General features: G+C 58.2%; 22 protein-coding genes. 17 read left to right on the plus strand and 5 right to left on the minus strand.

Annotated elements, in window-relative coordinates; all coding sequences use genetic code 11:
* Positions 1-71: 71 nt before the first annotated feature.
* The gene (locus LIX91_RS07530) at positions 72-1,205 is read left to right on the plus strand and encodes a lactonase family protein (RefSeq protein WP_226488266.1); all 1,134 of its coding nucleotides are present in this window, start codon (positions 72-74) and stop codon (positions 1,203-1,205) included.
* A gap of 63 nt (positions 1,206-1,268) precedes the next feature.
* On the opposite strand, the gene LIX91_RS07535 is transcribed toward LIX91_RS07530, so the two are convergent.
* From LIX91_RS07535 to LIX91_RS07545, 3 genes are all read right to left on the minus strand, one after another.
* Complete coding sequence (locus tag LIX91_RS07535; protein ID WP_032698500.1) at positions 1,269-2,858, minus strand: ABC-F family ATPase; 1,590 nt, start codon at positions 2,856-2,858, stop codon at positions 1,269-1,271.
* Positions 2,859-3,232: 374 nt separating this feature from the next.
* Positions 3,233-4,069, minus strand: coding sequence for a lipopolysaccharide biosynthesis protein (locus LIX91_RS07540; RefSeq protein ID WP_226488267.1), 837 nt, complete (start codon positions 4,067-4,069; stop codon positions 3,233-3,235).
* A gap of 414 nt (positions 4,070-4,483) precedes the next feature.
* A complete protein-coding gene (locus LIX91_RS07545; protein ID WP_003369471.1) occupies positions 4,484-4,621 on the minus strand; it encodes a hypothetical protein in 138 nt (45 codons plus the stop codon).
* Positions 4,622-4,954: 333 nt separating this feature from the next.
* Between LIX91_RS07545 and LIX91_RS07550 the strand changes: the two genes are divergently transcribed.
* The 15 genes from LIX91_RS07550 to LIX91_RS07620 all read left to right on the plus strand — a co-directional run bounded on the left by LIX91_RS07550 (position 4,955) and on the right by LIX91_RS07620 (position 17,883).
* Positions 4,955-5,656 carry a DUF3053 domain-containing protein gene (locus tag LIX91_RS07550; protein ID WP_003410332.1) on the plus strand — a complete coding sequence of 234 codons (702 nt, stop codon included), beginning with the start codon at positions 4,955-4,957 and terminating at the stop codon, positions 5,654-5,656.
* 109 nt (positions 5,657-5,765) lie between these two features.
* Complete coding sequence (locus tag LIX91_RS07555) at positions 5,766-6,311, plus strand: GNAT family N-acetyltransferase (protein WP_410524749.1); 546 nt, start codon at positions 5,766-5,768, stop codon at positions 6,309-6,311.
* Between the two features lie 30 nt (positions 6,312-6,341).
* Complete coding sequence (locus tag LIX91_RS07560; RefSeq protein WP_003416524.1) at positions 6,342-6,965, plus strand: glutathione S-transferase family protein; 624 nt, start codon at positions 6,342-6,344, stop codon at positions 6,963-6,965.
* A gap of 69 nt (positions 6,966-7,034) precedes the next feature.
* The gene (locus LIX91_RS07565; RefSeq protein WP_003410337.1) at positions 7,035-7,460 is read left to right on the plus strand and encodes a DUF3830 family protein; all 426 of its coding nucleotides are present in this window, start codon (positions 7,035-7,037) and stop codon (positions 7,458-7,460) included.
* A 115-nt stretch (positions 7,461-7,575) separates the two neighbouring features.
* Entirely contained in the window at positions 7,576-8,019 is a 444-nt protein-coding gene (locus LIX91_RS07570) for a hemerythrin domain-containing protein (RefSeq protein ID WP_003369485.1), read from the plus strand.
* A gap of 48 nt (positions 8,020-8,067) precedes the next feature.
* Positions 8,068-8,427 (plus strand): hypothetical protein, encoded by a 360-nt coding sequence (locus LIX91_RS07575; RefSeq protein ID WP_003410340.1) that lies wholly within the window; start codon positions 8,068-8,070, stop codon positions 8,425-8,427.
* Positions 8,428-8,786: 359 nt separating this feature from the next.
* Positions 8,787-9,638, plus strand: coding sequence for a transporter substrate-binding domain-containing protein (locus tag LIX91_RS07580; protein WP_003416527.1), 852 nt, complete (start codon positions 8,787-8,789; stop codon positions 9,636-9,638).
* A gap of 63 nt (positions 9,639-9,701) precedes the next feature.
* Positions 9,702-10,364 carry an amino acid ABC transporter permease gene (locus LIX91_RS07585; RefSeq protein ID WP_003410344.1) on the plus strand — a complete coding sequence of 221 codons (663 nt, stop codon included), beginning with the start codon at positions 9,702-9,704 and terminating at the stop codon, positions 10,362-10,364.
* A 9-nt stretch (positions 10,365-10,373) separates the two neighbouring features.
* Positions 10,374-11,036 carry an amino acid ABC transporter permease gene (locus tag LIX91_RS07590; RefSeq protein WP_003304383.1) on the plus strand — a complete coding sequence of 221 codons (663 nt, stop codon included), beginning with the start codon at positions 10,374-10,376 and terminating at the stop codon, positions 11,034-11,036.
* Entirely contained in the window at positions 11,033-11,818 is a 786-nt protein-coding gene (locus LIX91_RS07595) for an amino acid ABC transporter ATP-binding protein (protein ID WP_003410346.1), read from the plus strand. Before LIX91_RS07590 ends, LIX91_RS07595 begins: the two co-directional genes overlap by 4 nt.
* 40 nt (positions 11,819-11,858) lie before the next feature.
* Positions 11,859-12,245, plus strand: coding sequence for a RidA family protein (locus tag LIX91_RS07600; protein WP_003369497.1), 387 nt, complete (start codon positions 11,859-11,861; stop codon positions 12,243-12,245).
* A gap of 82 nt (positions 12,246-12,327) precedes the next feature.
* Positions 12,328-13,092 (plus strand): IclR family transcriptional regulator, encoded by a 765-nt coding sequence (locus LIX91_RS07605; protein ID WP_003317643.1) that lies wholly within the window; start codon positions 12,328-12,330, stop codon positions 13,090-13,092.
* 16 nt (positions 13,093-13,108) lie between these two features.
* Positions 13,109-14,311, plus strand: coding sequence for an amino acid deaminase (locus LIX91_RS07610; RefSeq protein ID WP_100071886.1), 1,203 nt, complete (start codon positions 13,109-13,111; stop codon positions 14,309-14,311).
* A 26-nt stretch (positions 14,312-14,337) separates the two neighbouring features.
* Positions 14,338-15,261: a sugar kinase gene (locus tag LIX91_RS07615; protein ID WP_003416533.1), complete on the plus strand. Its 924-nt coding sequence runs from the start codon at positions 14,338-14,340 to the stop codon at positions 15,259-15,261.
* Positions 15,262-15,390: 129 nt separating this feature from the next.
* Positions 15,391-17,883, plus strand: a complete 2,493-nt coding sequence (locus tag LIX91_RS07620) for a UvrD-helicase domain-containing protein (protein WP_226488268.1) — start codon at positions 15,391-15,393, stop codon at positions 17,881-17,883.
* A gap of 10 nt (positions 17,884-17,893) precedes the next feature.
* Here the strand turns inward: LIX91_RS07620 and LIX91_RS07625 are convergent, their stop codons facing one another.
* Positions 17,894-18,160 (minus strand): DUF1652 domain-containing protein, encoded by a 267-nt coding sequence (locus tag LIX91_RS07625; protein ID WP_032698502.1) that lies wholly within the window; start codon positions 18,158-18,160, stop codon positions 17,894-17,896.
* A gap of 389 nt (positions 18,161-18,549) precedes the next feature.
* On the opposite strand from LIX91_RS07625, the gene LIX91_RS07630 reads away from it, so the two are divergent.
* Positions 18,550-19,629 carry a polyamine ABC transporter substrate-binding protein gene (locus LIX91_RS07630; RefSeq protein WP_003416537.1) on the plus strand — a complete coding sequence of 360 codons (1,080 nt, stop codon included), beginning with the start codon at positions 18,550-18,552 and terminating at the stop codon, positions 19,627-19,629.
* Positions 19,630-19,635: 6 nt separating this feature from the next.
* On the opposite strand, the gene LIX91_RS07635 is transcribed toward LIX91_RS07630, so the two are convergent.
* On the minus strand, positions 19,636-20,349 hold the full coding sequence (locus LIX91_RS07635; RefSeq protein ID WP_226488269.1) for an ABC transporter ATP-binding protein: 714 nt from the start codon (positions 20,347-20,349) through the stop codon (positions 19,636-19,638).
* Positions 20,350-20,351 lie beyond the last annotated feature (2 nt).

Genomic DNA, 20,351 nt, shown 5'->3' on the forward strand with positions numbered 1-20,351 from the left:
TCAGACAGTTGCCGTTGTGAGGAGATACTCATAGGATGACTGATCACATCACAATAATAAAAAGGTTCGTCATGAAAAATATTCTGTTGCTGGCCGCTGCAGTCGGTTGTTCATTCGGCCTGAGTGCCCAGGCAGCCACCTTCGCCTACATTTCCAGCCCCTCTGATGGGCTGATCTCTCAATACCGTCTGGACGAGAAGAGCGGGGCGCTCAGCCTGGTCGAACAAACCAGGGCGGGTGATCAGGTCAATCCAATGGCCATCACGCCGGATGGCAAAGCGTTATTCGCCGCGTTGCGCGCCAAGCCGTATCAAGTGCTGAGTTTCAGCATCGAGCCTGGCACCGGACACCTCAAACCGCTCAGTCAGGCACCGCTGGCCGAGAGTCTGGCGTACCTGTCTACCGATCGCAGCGGACGCTTCCTGTTTGGTGCGTCCTATGGCGCCGACTTGCTCAGCGTCCAGCCCATCGATGCGCAGCACCGCCCGAGCGACAGTATTCAGACTTACAAGACCGGCATGCATGCGCATTCAGTGCGTACCGATCCGAGCAACCGGTTTGTGTACGCTGGCAACCTGGGCGTCGATCGTGTGCTGCAATACCGACTGGAGCCCAAGGACGGCAAGCTTGACCCCATCGGCGAGGGCTATGTCGCCGTTCCCGAGAATACCGGCCCGCGCCACCTGGCCTTTTCGTCCGATGGCAAATTTCTGTATGTCGTCGGCGAAATGAGTGGCACCGTCACGGCCTTCGTGATCAATCAGAAAACCGGTGCGTTGAAGCAGACCAGTCAGGCAGACGGTATTCCCAAACGCTTGAATCTGGCGCCGGGACAGGCCCGCGATGCGCGCAACAACGATCTCAAGGATGATCCGACGCCGCGCATCTGGGCTGCGGATATTCGCCTCGCACCGAACGGCAAATGGCTGTTCATCAGTGAGCGCACCAGCAGCAGCGTGTCGGTGTTCACAGTTGAGCCCACCAGTGGCAAGGTGGCGTTCGTTGACAATTACCCCGTTCAGGAAAAGCAGCCGCGCAACATCGCGGTGTCGCCCAATGGGCGTTGGTTGCTGGTGAGTGGCGAGAAAAGCGATAAGGTGGGCAGTTACGCCATAGGCGAGAAGGGTGCCTTGCAACGGGTCAGCGAAGCACCCTCGGGCAAGGGTGCGCTGTGGATTGAAATGCTCAGCCAGCCGAGCGAATAGGCGCTCTGAAACTAAAAAGCCCTGTCACAAGACAGGGCTTTTTACTATTGCGGGCTGACAGGCTTAGAACGTAACGCCCTGGCTACGTAGGTAGTCGTCATAGGTGCCGCTGAAATCGACCACGCCACTTGGGCTGAGTTCGATGATGCGGGTCGCCAGCGAGGACACGAACTCGCGGTCGTGACTGACGAAAATCAGTGTGCCTGGATAGTTTTCCAGCGCCAGGTTCAGCGACTCGATGGATTCCATGTCCAAGTGGTTGGTCGGTTCGTCCATCACCAGCACGTTGGGCTTTTGCAGGATCAGCTTGCCGAACAGCATGCGGCCCTGTTCACCACCGGAAATCACCTTCACCGACTTGAGGATCTCGTCGTTGGAGAACAGCATGCGGCCCAGGGTGCCACGTACCAGTTGCTCGCCGCCCTGAGTCCACTGACCCATCCAGTCGAACAGGGTGGAGTCATCCTCGAAATCGTGAGCATGGTCCTGAGCGTAATAGCCGATTTCCGCTGCGTCGGTCCACTTGACCGTGCCGGCATCCGCCTGCAACTCGTTGACCAAGGTGCGCAGCAGGGTGGTCTTGCCGATGCCGTTCGGGCCGATGATGGCCACACGCTCGCCGGCTTCGACCTGGAAGCTGAAGTCCTTGAACAGGGTTTTGCCGTCGAAGCCTTTGGCCATGCGATCGACGATGACTGCCTGACGGTGCAGCTTCTTGGTCTGCTCGAAACGAATGAACGGGCTGACACGGCTGGATGGCTTGACCTCGGCCAGCTGGATCTTGTCGATCGCCTTGGCTCGGGAGGTGGCCTGCTTGGCTTTCGAGGCGTTGGCCGAGAAGCGGCTGACGAACGATTGCAGTTCGGAAATCTGCGCTTTCTTCTTGGCGTTGTCGGACAGCAGCTGCTCGCGGGACTGGGTCGCCACGGTCATGTACTCGTCATAGTTGCCCGGGAACAGACGCAACTCGCCGTAATCCAGGTCGGCCATGTGCGTGCACACGCTGTTCAGGAAGTGACGGTCGTGGGAGATGATGATCATCAGGCTGTTACGCTGGGTCAGGATGTTTTCCAGCCAGCGAATGGTGTTGATGTCCAGGTGGTTGGTCGGTTCGTCGAGCAGCAGCACTTCCGGATCGGAGAACAGTGCCTGCGCCAGCAGAACGCGCAGCTTCCAGCCCGGCGAGACTTCGCTCATCGGGCCGTTGTGCTGTTCGATGCCGATACCCAGACCCAACAGCAGTTCACCGGCGCGGGATTCGGCGGTGTAGCCGTCCATTTCGGCAAACTCGGTTTCCAGCTCGGCAACGGCCATGCCGTCGTCTTCACTCATTTCCGGCAGCGAATAAATGCGGTCGCGCTCGGCCTTGACCTTCCACAGCTCTTCGTGACCCATGATCACGGTGTCGAGCACCGTGAACTCTTCATAGGCGAACTGATCCTGGCGCAGTTTACCCAGACGCACGTTCGGCTCCAGCATCACCTGCCCACCCGAAGGCTCGAGATCGCCACCGAGGATTTTCATGAACGTGGACTTGCCGCAGCCGTTCGCGCCAATCAGGCCGTAACGGTTACCGGCGCCAAACTTGACCGAGACATTCTCGAACAAGGGTTTGGGGCCGAACTGCATCGTGATGTTAGCTGTGGAGATCAATTACTTTACCTATCAATAACGTGGGCAATAACCGGGGGAGCGCTGGCGTCAGCAGGTGTGGTGTTCAGGACCCCACCCAAGCTGTTCAGTCCGCTCCGTCCGAGCATGAGCTGACCCAACGGGCATACGTCTACAACAACGGCAGCCTGCCACGACTGCGTTGCCGGGATATGAATGTGGGGGTTCACGCCAGACATTGGCGCGCATTGTCGCATAGGTCGGGCGGCAGTGACATGGTGGACGGCAGGGGATTGCCGAGTTTAACGGGTCGGGGCAGGGCTGGCGTCTGTTTCAGCAACCTTCGCCGCGGGCAACTGTGGATGCCTCAAGACAAGCAGGCTGTGTTGCTGACAGCACTCTGTGATGGCGAAATACTATTGTTGAGCTTCGCCGCTGACTTTATGGCGAACTTCATCAAGGCTCAACTTGGGAATCACCTCGTGCGGCACTCGCGAGCTCTCGGAGACATTGAATACCTGAAAGTCGCTGCCGACGACCTGCTTCGACATCAATTCCAGCGAAGGAAGAATTCTTGATTCGTAATGCTGGTCCAGACCGCAGGGTGAGCAATTGTCGCCGGATGATTCATAGAATCGGCCCACGGACTGATTCATATCGAAGCCGACCAGAAAGACGTTGTCGAAACCAAGGTGATAGGACAGTTGCAGCGCCAGATACATGACAGTCCGGGCGTCGAAAAAACCAAGTTCCAGGTCCTTGCTGAAACCGATATCCCGGCTTCTGCTACTCCACAACGAGAGTTTTCTGACCAGTGCGTCCTCTCGCGAGCACAGTGCCGCCACCGTCGACAATCTGGGCGATTTCTTCAATGCATAAGCGCGTCCGGAAGGTCTTGGAATGTCACCGCTAAACTGATCTTCCCAAAGGCCTACATTCTCGCTGGAGCGCATTGCAGCGGCGAACAGCTCAGGCTGCTGGTTGGGGAAAGCCCTGTCGGAGCAGACGTAGAACAACGGTTTTATGTTCGTGCCTGCGAACATCGAGAACGCGCCGTTCATGGTAATCATGGGGATGTGCGAGAACTCTTTGATCGGGAAATTCTTTGCTGATTTCCCAGAGCCAATCAGGAAGACCGGCCCTTTTTTAGTGCCCTTGCATTGGCTGAAATCAAGCACGCGCGTAGGTTGAGGCATGTGCTCGTCAACAGCATTGCGTACGTAGCGCGTCGAATGAATTGATTGACTAGTCATGACAACCTTGTAAGCACTAGTGGCAAATTAGTTAGGGCATTTCACGCGCAACATTATCGGCTGGTGGCCATTAATTCAACATCAAAAGGTCTAAAAAGAGTATCACACTGGAAACAACTGACTACATGGCAAGGGCGCTGATTGCCGAAATGCGCTATCCACTAGATTGTTTTCGGATGTAAGGTCAGATAGGTGATATTGATTTAATATTGATTGGCTACTACTTGATGGCAGCAGGATCTTTTGCTGTTCGCAGTCGGAGCGTCGCATCATTAGATGCGCGGTGATAAACCACAAACAGGTATCAAGAGCGATACATTTGCGTGGGGCAAGTTGGGCGAAGTCATTCACAGGAGGGTTTTTCTGCAAGGCCCGGTGATCACCGGGCCTGCCATTTCTGGTGTGTGGTGACGGTTAGTCGGATTTCCTTTCCTGCTTCTTCCTCCTGAACCAGCTTCCCAGCGCGTGGAAAGGGTGAATGAACATCGCAATCGCTCCAAGCAGAAAGACGATGGAGACAAGGATCAGACCCAGCCCTTCGTGTGCAAACATAGTGATTGACTCCTGTTGTCACTTTGTCGGTCCGTTGAAGAGTAGCGGCTGAAACGTTTCACCTCATGAAGAAATGTTAAGGAACTTTCCCGAAGCGGCTTTCAGGCAGCGCTGTGTGCCGCTCAGACCCACGCTCGGCCTGGCGCAGACGCCCGGTTTTGCTGCGCCAAACCCGTCGGGTTGAGCGCTGGCGTGGCCCATGGATGGCATTCCGACAAGTATCTTCAGTGCCGTCGCGGAACTAGATGAGGCGATGACGAGACTATAAGCACGCTCGTGTTCAGCAGGCGTGGCCTGTGAGCGTGCATTCTTATGATCCCGGAGGTTACTGACATGAAGTCCCTTTTCCGTCCAGCTTTGCTGCTGGCTGTCGCTTTACCCCTGTTCCTGGCCGGCTGCGGGGACAAGGAGCCAGAGCAGCGCACTGCGTTCACTCAGTTCCTGCAAACCCGAATCGTCGACAAGCCAGGCGTGCATGTGCCCAAGCTGACGGATGAGGAGAAGAAAACCTTTGGTGACTACACCTCGCACTACGCGGTCATCTCCGACTTCGGCGCAGGCATGGATTCTGCGGTACAGCCGCTCGCCGGCTTGATGCAGAAAGGCTCTTTTCATTCGGTCAGCGATGTCATTCAACGTCGTGCTGACCTGGCTGCCGTGCAGACAGGCCTCGATGAAGTGGGCGAAAAGCTGACCATCGAGCAGGGCAAGGCAGACGCCGCCCGCGCGAAACTCAAACAGCCGGAAGACCTGAAGGTGGTTTACGACAAGGCCTACGACCGAACTGTCAGCGTACCCGCCAACACTTTCCGCGAAGTGCTGCCGCAGATAAAGGGCACCTTTTCCAGTGGCCTGAAGGTTGCCGATTATGTGGACGCGCACAAATCGCAGATCGATATCTCGGGTTCGACGATCACCGTCAAGGACCCGGTGGTCCAGACCGAGCTCAACAAACTCCTGCAAGAGCTGAACGAGCAGGGCAAAAACGCTCAACAAGCCCAGTCCAAGCTGCAATCGCTGATGACCGGCCGCTGATATCAAGCTGCTGCGTCTGAAGTGACGGCCCGGCCCTGATGCCGGGCCGGTCCTTGTGTCAGGTATGATTCGGCCATCTGTCTGCCTGATGCCGGGAATCAACCGCCTGATGACTAACCCCTCTTCAATGACCATTACCCTGCGTGATGCTTCCTCTGCGGATGCGTTGTGCCTTTCGGCGCTCGGTATGCAGGTTTTTCTCGACACCTACGCAACGCAGGGCATTCGACAGTCCATCGCCCGCGAGGCGCTGGAAGCTTTCTCGCCTGCGAACTTCGCACAACTGCTCATCGAGCCGACAACGTTCATCGTCGTGGCGGAGTCGCAAGGGCATTTGATCGGCTTTGCTCAGGTCGCGTTGCGCACCGACCACGCAATGCTCGGTGTGTCGACCGCCGCCGAGTTGCAACGTCTCTATGTGCAGGAGTGTTTCACAGGACGTGGAGCGGGGCGGCTGCTACTTGAAGCCGCCGAGCGGCGTGCAACAATCCTTCATGCCTCGCTATTATGGGCGACGGTCTGGGTTGGCAACCTGCGCGCGCTGGCGTTCTATCCTCGTCAAGGCTATGAATGGAAAGGTACGCCTCACTATGTGTTTCAGGGCGAGACACATGAGAATCACCTGTTTGCCAAACCGCTGATGACTACTGACTGACACGACGTTGCTGTGCAACAAGGACGCTGAATGCTGCGCATACTGGGCAAGACCTCCTCGATCAACGTACGAAAAGTGCTCTGGACCTGCGAGGAGCTGAAGATACCCTTCACTCAGGAAGACTGGGGGTCAGGCTTCAAACCTGCCAACACCGAGGCGTTTGTCGCGCTCAACCCGAATGCCATGGTGCCGGTTATCGTTGATGATGACTTCGTGCTTTGGGAGTCCAACAGCATCGTTCGCTATCTGGCCAACCGTTATGCGGGCGACTCTGTTTATCCGCTGGATCCACGTGCCAGGGCGCATACCGATCAGTGGATCGACTGGCAAGGCTCGGATCTGAACCGATCATGGAGTTATGCCTTCATGTCACTGGTACGACGCTCGACCGAGCACCAGGACCCTGCCGCCATAGCCGCGTCCTGTGCCCAGTGGGCCAGGCATATGCAGATACTTGACAGGCAACTGGAAAAGACCGGCGCCTATGTCTGTGGCGAGCGTTTTACCCTGGCTGACATCCCCATCGGCCTTTCGGTCAATCGCTGGTTCGAGACGCCTCTCGAACATCCCGACCTGCCCGCCGTCAATGCGTATTACGAACGCCTGAGCCACCGTTCCGGCTACCTTCTGTACGGGCGCAACGGAACTCCGTGACGGTTCGTCGGGCTCGCGTTTATCCTTGGCACCATTGTGAGTCTTGTTGCCTGTCAAGGAGTCGTCGAAGTGACCACCATCAAAATTACCGCGGGCGGATACGAGTTTCTCGCCCAAGCCCATCCGGATGCGCCGCAAACGGTGGAAGCGTTTCTCAAGCTGCTGCCTTATCGGCAGAAATTTATCCATGTGCGCTGGAGCGGTGAGGGTTGCTGGGTGCCGCTGGATGATTATCAGCTGAAACTGGATGACACATTGATCGGCTTCGAGAACGCAACCAGCCATCCTTCGGTGGGCGACATTCTTTTCTACCCGGGCGGTTACAGCGAAACCGAGATTATCCTTGCCTACGGTTCGTGCTGTTTCGCCAGCAAGATGGGGCAGTTGGCGGGCAACCATTTCCTGACCATTACCCAGGGCAAGGAAAACCTGCGCAAACTGGGCGTGAAGACGCTGTGGGAAGGCGCTCAGGACGTGGTTTTCGAACTGGCTTGAGTCTGCCGCTATTGCGCGATAGGCATTTGCCAGTATTTGTTGGAACTGCTGATCTTCGCCAGGGGTCTAGTCCACGATGCTTCCAGCTCCCGGAAGCCGACCTGGAGACACGCCCTTGAATATTTTCGAAGCCCTGCGCGAAAGCCATGACCGTCAACGCAGCTACGCTGATGCCCTGATCCAGACCAGTGGCGACAGCGCTGAACGCGAGAAGGCCTACAAACAGCTCAAGGAAGAACTGCAGGCCCACGAAACGGCCGAAGAACGGTTTTTCTACATCCCTCTGATGGCCCACGACAATGGCGTGGACCTGAGCCGTCACGCCATTTCCGAGCATCACGAGATGGACGAGATGATGGAAGAGCTCGATGAAACCGAGATGTCCAGTCCCGCCTGGCTGGCCACGGCGAAAAAGCTGTCGGAAAAAGTGCATCACCACCTGAAGGAAGAAGAGCAGAAGTTCTTCCAGATGGCGGGCAAACTGCTCGACGAAAAGCAGAAACAGAGTCTGGCCGGCGAATACGTGAAGGAATACGAAGAGCAATTGGCTGAAGGTTGATAGCGCTGTGCAGTGCTAGAATCGGCTTTTTATCAGCGAAGGCATGACATGAAGTTTCTGTTTCTGACAAGCGCGACGGTGATTGCGGCAACCGTATTGACCGGGTGTGCAGCGCCTTCCAGTTCTGCACGTGCCGCAGGACCCTACAAGGTCCTGTCGAGCGCCAAGCAGGATGCTGCCGTTGCCCAGTGCATTCAGGTGACCTGGCAGAACGAAGCCATGTTCGGCACGTCTACTGACGTGTTCCTGCATGACCTGTCCGGCGGCGGCTTCACTGTGTTTACCACTGAATCGACCTACTTCGCCGACGTGCGCGGCAAAGGCCCGACCACTGCGGTCGAGTTCTATGCTCCGCAAGGCGATGCTCAGGCCGCGTTGCGCTCTGCGGCCATTGCTACCTGTCTTTGAATCTTTTCCCACTGACACCTCTCATTCCCATGCTCCCGCATGGGGATGCCGTTCCGGACGCTTTGCATGCGCCCACTCATGCTTCGGGCTTGTCCGGGTCAGTACTCCCCGCCCGATAACAGCGCATGCGCACGAAAGTGGGGCCTTACCACTCATATGTGGCAATCTGTAGCGTTACCTGCGAAATCCGCCCGCAATGTCCTGATTCAAGCCTTAATCCCAGTCTGTTGATTTGCCTCGACTTTTTCATGTGGTGTTTTGCGCATGTTCTCTGTGGCACACTTTCTGCTGTCTATTCCGTTGTTACATACCTGTGTCCGCTATAGCGGAATAACGAATACTTCGGCGGAGTTTAAGTCATGCATCGCGGACCTTCCTTTGTGAAAGCTTGTGCCTTTGTTCTTTCAGCTTCATTCATGCTGGCCAATACGGTGCAGGCAGCCGAAGGCAGCAAGCTGGATGCAGTATTGAAACGTGGCAATCTGGTGGTAGGCACGGGCAGTACCAATGCTCCGTGGCACTTCCAGGGCGCGGACGGCAAGTTGCAGGGCTTCGATATCGACATTGGCAGAATCATCGCCAAGGGTCTGTTCAATGACCCGAGCAAGGTGGAATTTGTCGTGCAGTCCTCGGATGCACGTATCCCCAACCTGCTGACCGACAAAGTCGACATCAGCTGCCAGTTCATCACCGTTACTGCCAGCCGCGCGCAGCAGGTGGCATTCACCCTGCCGTACTACCGCGAGGGTGTGGCGCTGCTGTTGCCTGCCAACAGCAAATACAAGGAAATCGATGATCTGAAAGCGGCAGGTGACGATGTGACCGTGGCCGTACTGCAAAACGTGTACGCCGAGGAACTGGTGCATCAGGCACTGCCCAAGGCCAAGGTCGATCAGTACGACAGCGTCGACCTGATGTATCAGGCGATCAACTCCGGGCGTGCCGATACAGCGGCCACCGATCAGTCTTCGGTCAAGTACCTGATGGTGCAGAACCCTGGCCGCTACCGTTCGCCTGCTTTTGCCTGGAGCCCGCAAACCTATGCCTGCGCGGTCAAGCGTGGCGATCAGGACTGGCTGAACTTCGTCAACACCGCGTTGCATGAGGCTATGACCGGTGTCGAGTTCCCTGCTTACGCGGCGTCTTTCAAGCAGTGGTTCGGTGTTGATCTGCCGGTGCCTGCAATCGGTTTTCCGATGGAATACAAATAAGTCCACTCTGACCTTCAGCGGCAGGGCGGGCCCTCGGGCTTTCCCTGCCAGGTACGGGCAAGCATGAATTACCAATTGAATTTTGATGCCGTATGGCGCGACTTTCCCAGTCTTCTGGCGGGGTTGGGCCTTGGCCTGGAACTGGCCCTGATCTCGATCGCGATTGGCTGTGTGATCGGGCTGGCGAATGCATTTGCGCTGCTGTCACGTTACAAGGCGTTGCGTATCGTCGCGTCGGTCTACGTAACGGTGGTACGCAACACGCCGATTCTGGTGTTGATCCTGCTGATCTACTTCGCATTGCCCGGGCTGGGCATTCGACTCGACAAGCTGGCGTCATTCATCGTCACCTTGTCGCTGTACGCTGGCGCCTATCTGACCGAAGTGTTCCGTGCCGGGCTGCTGAGCATCCACAAGGGGCAGCGCGAAGCGGGGCTGGCGATCGGTCTGGGCGAATGGCAGGTGCGGGCCTACATTATCGTGCCGGTCATGTTGCGCAATGTATTGCCGGCACTCTCCAACAACTTCATTTCGCTGTTCAAGGACACCTCGCTGGCGGCCGCCATTGCCGTGCCGGAGCTGACCTATTACGCGCGCAAGATCAACGTTGAAAGCTATCGGGTGATCGAAACCTGGCTGGTGACCACAGCACTCTATGTGGTGGCCTGCTACGTGATCGCTCTGCTTTTGCGCACCCTCGAACAACGTCTGGCGATTCGCCGCTAGGAGGCTGTCATGTATCAACCTCCTGGCTGGCTGCAGGAATTGTGGAATGCGCGGGAAGTGCTCTGGTCCGGCTTTCTGACCAGTATCCAGTGCTCGGCGCTGGCGATTGCCGCAGGTACGCTGATCGGCATGCTGGCCGGTCTGGTGCTGACCTACGGCGGTTTTTTCGCCCGCTTGCCGATTCGCCTCTATGTGGATCTGATTCGCGGTACCCCGGTGTTCGTGCTGGTGCTGGCAGTCTTTTACATGGTGCCGGCGCTGGGTTGGCAGATCAGCGCGTTTCAGGCCGGCGCAATAGGCCTGACGCTGTTCTGCGGCTCTCACGTTTCGGAAATCGTGCGCGGCGCCCTGCAGGCCATTCCCCGTGGCCAACTGGAAGCCGGCAAGGCCATCGGTCTGCGCTTCAATCAGTCGCTGCGCTACGTGTTGCTGCCTCAGGCCATGCGCCAGATCCTGCCGACCTGGGTCAACTCCTCGACCGAGATCGTCAAGGCGTCGACGCTGCTTTCGGTGATCGGTGTGGCTGAACTGCTGCTCAGCACCCAACAGGTGATCGCGCGCACGTTCATGACCCTGGAGTTTTACCTGTTTGCAGGTTTCCTGTTCTTTCTCATCAACTACGCCATCGAGCTTCTTGGGCGGCAAATCGAAAAACGGGTGGCATTGCCATGACACAGACTCATAACCCCGGCCCGGCGCTGCTCAGCATCGAGGGCCTGCATAAATCCTACGGCCAAGTGGAAGTGCTCAAGGGTGTCGATCTGCGCATGCAGAAAGGTAATGTCGTGACCCTGATCGGTTCCAGCGGCTCGGGCAAGACCACCTTGCTGCGCTGCGTCAACCTGCTGGAAGAGTTTCAGGGCGGGCATATCCGTCTTGAGGGGCAGGACATCGGTTACAGCAACGTAGACGGCAAGCGCACCCGCCATCCGGAGCGCCTGATCGCGCAACACCGGGCAATGACCGGCATGGCCTTCCAGCAATTCAACCTGTTTCCGCACCTCAGCGCCTTGCAGAACGTCACCCTGGGCTTGCTCAAGGTCAAGAAGATGCCCAAGGATCAGGCCGTTGCGCTGGCCGAAAAGTGGCTGGACCGGGTCGGCCTGCTGGAGCGGCGCAATCACTTCCCCGGTCAGTTGTCCGGCGGGCAGCAGCAGCGTGTGGCGATTGCCCGCGCCATTGCCATGAACCCCAGCCTGATGCTGTTTGACGAAGTCACGTCGGCACTCGATCCGGAACTGGTGGGCGAAGTGCTGAGCGTCATCAAGGACCTGGCCGAGGAGGGCATGACCATGCTGCTGGTGACGCACGAAATGCGTTTCGCCTACGAAGTGTCGGACCAGATCGTGTTCATGAATCAGGGCCGCATCGAAGAGCAGGGGCCACCCAAGGCCTTGTTCGAACAGCCGAAGTCGGCGCGCTTGAGCGAGTTTCTCAAGAACATCCGTTTTTAAACCTTCATTACGTTTAATGCTTCAAGACAAGGAAAAACTCATGACTATTACCCGTTATGGCGCAGGCAGCACAGCAGGGGGCGGCCAGCCACGTCCATTCGCTCGCGCAGTCGAGGCTGACGGCTGGTTGCACGTTTCCGGCCAGGTACCTGCGCTGGATGGCGAGATCATCGTCGGCGGCATCGTCGAGCAGACGCATCAGACCATGCGCAACCTGATCGCAATTCTTGAAGAGGCCGGTTATGCGCTCAAGGATGTGATCCGGGTCGGCGTGTGGCTGGAGGACCCGCGGGACTTCTGGAGTTTCAACAAGGTGTTCGGTGAGTACTTCACCCCCGAGCATGCGCCGGCACGCGCTTGCGTTCAGGCGAGCATGATGGTCGACTGCAAGGTCGAAATCGACTGTATTGCCTACAAGCGCAAATAGCACACGTGCAGCCACACGTTGCAAGCCAGAAGCCCGATCACCTGAGGCTTTTGGCTTGCCGCTTTCCCAAGGAATGAACCTCATGACCGAAGACACTATCAAGCGCCGGGCACGTGGACTGGACCGGGCGTTCGATATCCTGGATTTTCTCAAGGAAAAGGCCAGGCCCATGCGCCCCAATGAGATTGCCAGCGGGATCGGCAGCCCCAAATCCACGGTTTACGAACTGGTGGCATCGTTGCTGGAGCGGCGGATTCTGGAGACAGTGGGCAAAGACGGGCATGTCTATCTTGGCCGTCAGTTGTATTTCCTGGGGCAGGCACACTTGCGGCACTTCGATTTCACTCGCGAGGCCGAAGCCTGCCTGTGCGAGATCGTCAGCCAGACGCGGGAAACTGCGCAGATGTGCCTGCTCAATGGTCGCAAATACACCGTGGCGCTGATGAAGGAGGGCGAGCGTCATTTCAGGATTTCTTCAGACATCGGCGAAAACGCGCCCATCCCATGGACGGCGTCCGGGCGTCTGTTGCTCAGCCACCTGAGCGATCAGCAGATCATCGATCTGATCGACCCCGACGATTTCATTCTGCCGGGTGGCGAACGTCTGCCGCTGGAGACCTTTCTTCGGGAAATCCGCAAGGCCGGCGAGGAGGGCTTCTTTTCCTTCAACAGCGTGGCTGACACCTTCACCCACTGCTTCGCCGCGCCCGTGAACAACGAACACGGTCAGTGCATCGCCACACTGTGCATCGTCGCGCCGCGTGCCGACGCCAAGACCCACTACGACGACTACCGGCGGGTGCTGATCGACAGCGCCAATGGCTTGGCTCGCCGTATCAATGAATAACCGCAGGAGATTACCGATGAGCACCGTCGTAATGGACAAGGGTACTGCGCAGCCGGGTGACAGCCTGGTCAGTGATGTCAGCCTGCCCGCGCTGGTGATTCACAATCAGGCGCTGCAACACAATATTCGCTGGATGCAGCAGTTTGTCAGCGACAGCGGTGCAGAACTGGCACCGCACGGCAAGACCAGCATGGTGCCCGCGCTGTTTCGCCGGCAACTGGACGCGGGCGCATGGGGCATGACCCTCGCCACGGCAGTCCAGACGCAGGCTGCTTATGCGCATGGCGTGCGCCGGGTGCTGATGGCCAACCAGTTGGTCGGTGCGCCGAACATGGCAATCGTCGCCGACATGCTGGCTGATCCCATGTTCGAGTTTCACTGCATGGTCGACCATCCGGACAACGTCGCTGCGCTGGGCGAGTTTTTCGCTGCGCGTGGCCTGCGTTTGAACGTGATGATCGAATACGGCGTACCCGGCGGGCGCTGCGGCTGCCGTAGCGAAGAGCAGGTGCTGGCGCTGGCCGACGCTGTTCTGGCTCAACCGGCGCTGGCATTGACCGGCATTGAAGGGTACGAGGGCGTCATCCACGGCGACCACGCCATCCAGGGCATCAAGGCCTTTGCCGCGTCGCTGGTGCGCCTGGCTGTCGACCTGCAGGACAAGGGCGCCTTCGCTCTGGATCGCCCGATCGTCACTGCGTCCGGCTCGGCCTGGTATGACCTGATCGCCGAAGCATTCGACGCCCAGGCTGTTCGCGAGCGCTTCCTCAGTGTGCTGCGGCCCGGCAGCTATGTGGTGCATGACCACGGCATCTACAAGGACGCGCAGTGCTGCGTGCTGGATCGGCGCGCCGAACTGAGCGAAGCGCTGCGGCCGGCCCTGGAAGTCTGGGCGTATGTGCAATCCATGCCGGAACCGGGTTTCGCAGTGATTGCCATGGGCAAGCGCGACGTGGCCTACGACGCCGGGTTGCCCAACCCGCTGCTGCGTTACAAGCCAGGCGTGCAATCGGCTGGCGACGATGTGAGCGCCTGCAAGGTGACGGCCGTCATGGACCAGCACGCATTCATGAGCGTTGCCCCCGGATGCGAGTTGAAGGTCGGCGATATCATTTCCTTCGGCACCTCGCACCCGTGTCTGACGTTCGACAAGTGGCGTTCAGGTTGCCTGGTGGATAATGACCTTCGGGTGATAGAGCCTTTCAGTACGTATTTCTAGATAAGTATTTGCAGGAGTATCGTCACATGAGCCTTCCACGGGTCGCCCTGATCGGCGAATGCATGATCGAACTGCAACAGCATGCCGATGGCAGTCTGCGCCAGAGCTTCGGCGGCGACACGCTCAATACGGCGGTCTACCTTTCCCGATTGCTGGGTGAGCGGGCCAAGGTCGACTACGTTACGGCACTGGGTGACGACAGCTTCAGCGATGCGATGTGCCGGATCTGGGCGGACGAGGGCATCGGTCTGGGCAAGGTGCAGCGCCTGCCCGGACGCTTGCCGGGGCTCTACTGCATCCAGACCGACGCCAATGGTGAGCGGCGCTTTCTCTACTGGCGCAACGAAGCTGCCGTGCGTGACTGCTTCATGACCGCGGCGGCCGAGCCGATCCTGGCAGCGTTGGCCAGCTATGACGTGCTGTATTTCAGCGGTATCACCCTGGCAGTGCTTGGCGAGCAGGGGCGTGCCAAACTGCTGGAGGCATTGGCGCGTGCGCGTCAGCGTGGAGTCAGGGTCGCCTTCGACAACAACTATCGTCCGCGGCTGTGGGCCAGTGTCGAGCAGGCCCGCGAAGCCTACCGTGCGTGTCTGCAGCATGTGGATCTGGCCTTGCTGACTGAAGACGACGAGCAGGCCCTGTATGGCTATGCCGACAGCGAACAGCTGCTGTCCGCCTATCGTGGGCGCGGCATCGGTGAAATCGTCGTCAAACGTGGCGCGCAGAGCTGTCTCGTTGAAGCCGGCGGCGAACGTTTCGAAATCGCAGCGCAGAAGGTCGAGCGTGTGGTCGACACCACGGCTGCGGGTGATTCCTTCAGTGCTGGCTATCTCGCGGCCCGGCTCACGGGTGACCACCCGCTGCAGGCGGCGGAAGCAGGGCATCGCCTGGCCAGTATTGTGATTCAGCACCCAGGCGCGCTGGTGCCCAAGTCGGTCATGCCAGTCTGATAGCACTTGCCACGGAACATGCAGTTGATCGGCTAACACACTGACAGACAAGCATTTCGCTGGAACCCGCGCGAAAATCCGGCCACCATAGGCGACCTTTTCGCCTGCGAGCCCACCACCGGAGTCTGCGTGCCTGACGACCTGCCTTCTGCGCTTCCCCATGACCTGGATGTCGACCTTGTACCGCCCCGGCAATTGCCGTTTTTTCGACGCCTGTTGGCGCGGCTGATGGGGCGTGGTCTTACCGGACTGCGCTCGCAGCACGCGCCCTCATGGTCGCAGGGGCATGCCGACGGTTATCTGAACGGCCACATCGAAGGCGTGCGTGAAGGCTATGAAGAGGGTTATCTGGATGGGCGGGAGTCGGGCCGTCAGGTGCTGGTCATCAGCGATACCCAACCAGCCCGGCATCGTGGCCCCAAGGTCGACGATCATCTGTTCGACGACTGGCGGCTGGCGCTCACACCTGAACTGAAAAAGCGCATCAAGGCCGATGTCGCCGAAAAACTCCCCGCACATGCCCAGCCCAGCGCGGCGCAGTGGAAGATGATTTTCAGCGATACGCCGTCTACCTACGTGATTGCCGGGGCGGGTGCAGGCAAATCCACGTCGCTGGTCCTGCGGATTCTGCTGCTGCATCACTACCTGGGCTTCGAACTGAATGCCATGACGGTGGTGACCTTCACCCGCGAGTCGCGCAAGGACTTCATCAGCAAACTGATCGATGTCATGGCCCTGTGGGGGCATGTGCTGGAGCAAAAGCAGGCGCGCGAGGTGGTACGCACCTTCCATTCGCGCATTCTGCCGCTGGTGCGCAGCCTGCCCGGTTTTGAGCAGCTGCGCGCGTTCGAGAACCTGAGCAGTCAGTCTTCCGGCCTGGAAGAGGCGGACAGCAACCCCTTCGACTTGCGGATCAACGATGCGCAGCGCCAGCAACTCAATCTCTGCTATCGCGATCTGTACGCCGGTAACGAGCGTTTTCGCGAAGTCATGGCGCCGCTGTATCGCCATGCATTGCAGCTCAAGGAACTGGATCGCGATCACCCTGATGTGCAGAAACGGGTCGCGGTAACCGAGCTGTCCTCGAAACGCGATGAAGAGTGGTGCGATACCGTTGAAGACTTGTGGATTCGCGCCGGCGCCTGGCCTATAAAGGGCATTGAGCCCATGCGCCAAGCTGTTGAAATAAATGGTTTTTCGTTTTCGTTTCACGGCTATATCGCCGAGCTGGATGCCTGGGTCGTGCTGGGTCTGGACGCCAGTGAGGACCAGCAGCTCAAGCGCCCGGGCGCCAAATTGCCGGTTTGGGCAGAGGGCGTGATAAAGCGCACACTGTTTCAAGCTTTCTGCAGTAAACCATTGATATGGATGGATAACTACCAGTCGGCCAAAGAGGTTTTGCAATCCCTGGCGGGGGATGCCGTCGCGGGGCCTGGATTCGATTACCGGGTCAAGGGTGAACTCGGTGCGGCACCCTTGCTGGACTGTTTTGTCACGGCTGCCAGCTTCATCGAGAACCTCGGGCTGGACGTGCCGAGCGCTGTGTCCGAGATGAGTTTTGCCAGCGATGACCCGGACCTTTTCTTCTTCGAAGCGCTCAGCCTGTTCTGGAAAGCCTTCGAAACGCACCTGCTGGCTCAATCGCCGCCGATCATGACCTACAACCGCATGTTTGCCTTGTTCGGCGAAACGTCTCCCGAGAACCTCAAGCACGTCAGTGACCCGATGCTCAGACCCTTGGCGCATTTGATGATCGACGAGTTCCAGGACGTCTCGCCGCAGATCGTTTCATGGCTACGCGCCAGCCTGCGCGAAATCAGGCGTCGTGGTCCGGCATTGCACACAGGCCGCATCGCTCAGCACTCATCGCTGCTGTGTGTCGGTGACGATTGGCAATCGATCTACGGCTGGCGCGGCAGTTCGCCGAAGTACTTCATGGAGTTCGCAAAGGAGTTTTCATCCCCGGCGACCACCAGGGTCATGCTCAGTGACAACTTCCGCAGTCATCAGCACATCATCGACGCCGCCGAGCACATCGTCCGTGCGGCCCCGGCTATACCGGGCAAGAAGGCCCGCGCCAGTGGCCTGCTTCAGGAACTGCTACCGGTCAAGGTACTGGATCGCGATGAGGACGAGCTTGCCGAGCGGGTCGCCGAGCATTATCACGATGGCGACTCGATCCTGCTGCTGTACCGCAAGGGCAGCGAGAAAGCGCGCTTCTCGGCGCGTCTGCAGGCATTGATCGACGCTGATTCGGCAAATGGCGCGCAGAATCGCCGCATCAGAACGCTTACCTACCACAGTTCCAAGGGCTTGCAGGCGGATGCCGTATTTTTGCTGGGCGATTGTCAGCATCTGACTGTCTCGCCCTACAAGAATCAGGTTTACCGCTTGGCAGGGCTGGGTGATGCGAATGATCTTCAGCCATTCGATACAGCACAGAAGGATGAAGTCTTGCGTCTGGCATATGTCGCCATTACTCGTTCGGCGCGGCACTGTTATTGGTATATCGATGAAAGCGCCAGTTCGGGAGAGGCAGTTCAGATGCCCAAGGCGTCAGACAGGATTGCCCGCGACAAGCCTTTCTTCGAAGACCTGCGCAACAAGGCTCGTGTCGGCTGAGGCGCTTATGTCAGATAAAACCGGCGACCTGTCGTTGGGTATGCGTGCCGAATAATTCCAGCTCATCTTCGATGGCCTCGATGATGCGCTCCACGTCTGCGGCATTCATCACCGTAGAACAGGGCAGGCCGGCAATGGCGACCACGGTTTCACCGCTGGCACGGTCGAAAAGTCGCGCAATCATGCTCCCTGGCGCATCCATCGAGGCTTCAAAGCCCACGGGGTGGAAGTGCCAGCGCATCAGTTGGCAGGCATTGGGGAATGTGACTTTAGTCATGACGATGGCCCACCTGAATCAATCGAGCACTTCCCTTGCTCCAATGGGTAGGCAGACAGCCAGAATGCGTCCGGTAAAGCCATGATGACGAGACGATGACCAGCAGTACGCATCATCGGTCGGTCAAGTTGCTTTCCAGCAGGATCGCTGAGCGGTCTGACGAATACTGAAAATAGCATTTGCCAGCGCCGTTCTGGAAAAATTTTTTATGACGCAGCACAAAAAAATCAATTATATGACCTGTGTCATTAGAAGGTATTAATGGGCACGCTCCATGCATTTGCAGAGCCGCTGCCGCAAGTCCTTCAGTGGACTGAATTTGCCGTGACGAAGATGGTTTTCGTGCCGGGTCTGGGGCAAGCTGTCGCTATTGACCCGAGGAACCGCACATGCTGAGAAAATCCCTTGCCGCACTGGTGTTGCTGGCCTCGACCAGCCATGCGGCGGAGACGGTCAATATCTACAACTGGACGGACTATATAGCGCCGGACACCCTGAAGAATTTCGAAGCCGCCACGGGTTTCAAGACCACTTACGAAACCTTTGAAACCAATGAGGCGCTGAACGCAAAACTGCTGGCGGGTCACTCCGGTCACGATGTGGTTTTTCCGTCCATTCATTTCATGGGACGACAAATCCAGAGCGGGCTGCTCAAAACCCTCGACAAGCGACAGTTGCCCAACTGGAAAAACCTCAACCCGGTCCTGCTCAAGGCGCTGGAGGGCAGTGACCCCGGTAACCAGCATGGTTTCCCTTATCTGTGGGGCAGCACCGGCATCGGCTATGACTCAGCCAAGGTCAAGGCCATCCTCGGCAAGGATGCACCGCTCGATTCCTGGGATCTGGTGCTCAAGCCGGAAAACATGAAAAAGCTTGCCCAATGCGGTGTCGTATTTCTCGACAGCGCACCGGCTCTTCTGCCGATCACCCTGAATTACCTTGGCTTGCCGCCGCACAGCGAAGTACCTGACGACTATCGTCAGGCAAAGGCGGTACTGGACAGCGTACGGCCGTACATACGCAATTTCAGCTCTGCCGATTACATCGCCGACCTCGCGAAGGGCAGGATTTGTGTCGCGGTGGGCTATTCCGGGGATATTTCCCAGGCTCAGGAGCAGGCGCAGAAAGAAGGCAACGGCTTCACCATAGATTATGTCGTTCCGAAGGAGGGCGCGCCCATGTGGTTCGACATGGTCGCCATCCCGGCTGACGCCACCGATACCAAGGGCGCCTATGCGTTCCTGAATTACCTGTTGCGCCCCGAAGTGATCGCCAACATCACCAATACCGTGCATTACGCCAACGGCAATGAAAAGGCGGACGCGCTGATCGGCCCGGGCCTGTGGACCGATACCACGGTGTACCCGGACGCCGACATGCTGAGCCGCCTGTTCGTGATGTCTCAGGTCCCGGACACTATCAATTCGTTTCGCGAGAAACTCTGGGACACATTCAGGGCCGGCAGGTAACGCTGTTCAAATGACATGAGCCTGCTGCAGTTCGGTCAGCGCCTGAGCCTTCAACCGGGCCATTAGCGGATCGCGACGATCCCTGGGTGCCTGCAGCCGGACCGGCAAGTCGTGGGTTATTGTGCCGGGGCGGCTGCCCATCACCAGCACGCGGTCGCTCAGGTACAACGCCTCGTCGACATCATGGGTCACCAGCAACAGGGTGATGGCATGGCGCGCAGCCAGTTGCAGCAGCAGGTCCTGAAGCTTCATCCGGGTAAACGCATCGACTGCGCTGAACGGCTCATCCAGCAGCAACACCGCCGGGTGCGAGTACAGGCCGCGCGCGATAGCCACGCGCTGGGCCATGCCCCCTGACAGCGCTTTGGGCAAGGCGTCGGCAAAACCGGACAGGCCTACTTCTTCGGTCAATTGACCGACCCAGTGGCGGTCGTAGCGGTCATCGTCACTGAAACCGATGTTCTGTGCGACGGTCAGCCAGGGCATCAGGCGCGGCTCTTGAAACACGAACGCCACTTCGCCCTGAATACGCTGCACCGAACCACGAAAATCCTGCTCCAGTCCGGCGACAATCCTCAGCAGCGTGCTTTTGCCGCAGCCGCTGGGGCCCAGCAGGCTGACGATTTCACCTGATTGCAGCGACAGATCGATATCACGCAGCACGGTATTGCCCGCGAACGCCTTGTGCTCTACGCGTATATCCATCAGTGATTCCAGCATCT

The organism is Pseudomonas sp. B20 (assembly GCF_020515755.1).
In the GTDB taxonomy this organism is placed as follows: Bacteria; Pseudomonadota; Gammaproteobacteria; order Pseudomonadales; family Pseudomonadaceae; genus Aquipseudomonas; species Aquipseudomonas syringae.

Bases quoted from the DNA above. Each gene is read 5' to 3' on its own strand.
- LIX91_RS07530 (WP_226488266.1), top strand. From the start codon at position 72: ATGAAAAATATTCTGTTGCTGGCCGCTGCAGTCGGTTGTTCATTCGGC.
- LIX91_RS07540 (WP_226488267.1), bottom strand. From the start codon at position 4,069: ATGACTAGTCAATCAATTCATTCGACGCGCTACGTACGCAATGCTGTT.
- LIX91_RS07545 (WP_003369471.1), bottom strand. From the start codon at position 4,621: ATGTTTGCACACGAAGGGCTGGGTCTGATCCTTGTCTCCATCGTCTTT.
- LIX91_RS07550 (WP_003410332.1), top strand. From the start codon at position 4,955: ATGAAGTCCCTTTTCCGTCCAGCTTTGCTGCTGGCTGTCGCTTTACCC.
- LIX91_RS07555 (WP_410524749.1), top strand. From the start codon at position 5,766: ATGACTAACCCCTCTTCAATGACCATTACCCTGCGTGATGCTTCCTCT.
- LIX91_RS07560 (WP_003416524.1), top strand. From the start codon at position 6,342: ATGCTGCGCATACTGGGCAAGACCTCCTCGATCAACGTACGAAAAGTG.
- LIX91_RS07575 (WP_003410340.1), top strand. From the start codon at position 8,068: ATGAAGTTTCTGTTTCTGACAAGCGCGACGGTGATTGCGGCAACCGTA.
- LIX91_RS07580 (WP_003416527.1), top strand. From the start codon at position 8,787: ATGCATCGCGGACCTTCCTTTGTGAAAGCTTGTGCCTTTGTTCTTTCA.
- LIX91_RS07585 (WP_003410344.1), top strand. From the start codon at position 9,702: ATGAATTACCAATTGAATTTTGATGCCGTATGGCGCGACTTTCCCAGT.
- LIX91_RS07590 (WP_003304383.1), top strand. From the start codon at position 10,374: ATGTATCAACCTCCTGGCTGGCTGCAGGAATTGTGGAATGCGCGGGAA.
- LIX91_RS07595 (WP_003410346.1), top strand. From the start codon at position 11,033: ATGACACAGACTCATAACCCCGGCCCGGCGCTGCTCAGCATCGAGGGC.
- LIX91_RS07600 (WP_003369497.1), top strand. From the start codon at position 11,859: ATGACTATTACCCGTTATGGCGCAGGCAGCACAGCAGGGGGCGGCCAG.
- LIX91_RS07605 (WP_003317643.1), top strand. From the start codon at position 12,328: ATGACCGAAGACACTATCAAGCGCCGGGCACGTGGACTGGACCGGGCG.
- LIX91_RS07610 (WP_100071886.1), top strand. From the start codon at position 13,109: ATGAGCACCGTCGTAATGGACAAGGGTACTGCGCAGCCGGGTGACAGC.
- LIX91_RS07615 (WP_003416533.1), top strand. From the start codon at position 14,338: ATGAGCCTTCCACGGGTCGCCCTGATCGGCGAATGCATGATCGAACTG.
- LIX91_RS07625 (WP_032698502.1), bottom strand. From the start codon at position 18,160: ATGACTAAAGTCACATTCCCCAATGCCTGCCAACTGATGCGCTGGCAC.
- LIX91_RS07630 (WP_003416537.1), top strand. From the start codon at position 18,550: ATGCTGAGAAAATCCCTTGCCGCACTGGTGTTGCTGGCCTCGACCAGC.
- LIX91_RS07635 (WP_226488269.1), bottom strand. From the start codon at position 20,349: ATGCTGGAATCACTGATGGATATACGCGTAGAGCACAAGGCGTTCGCG.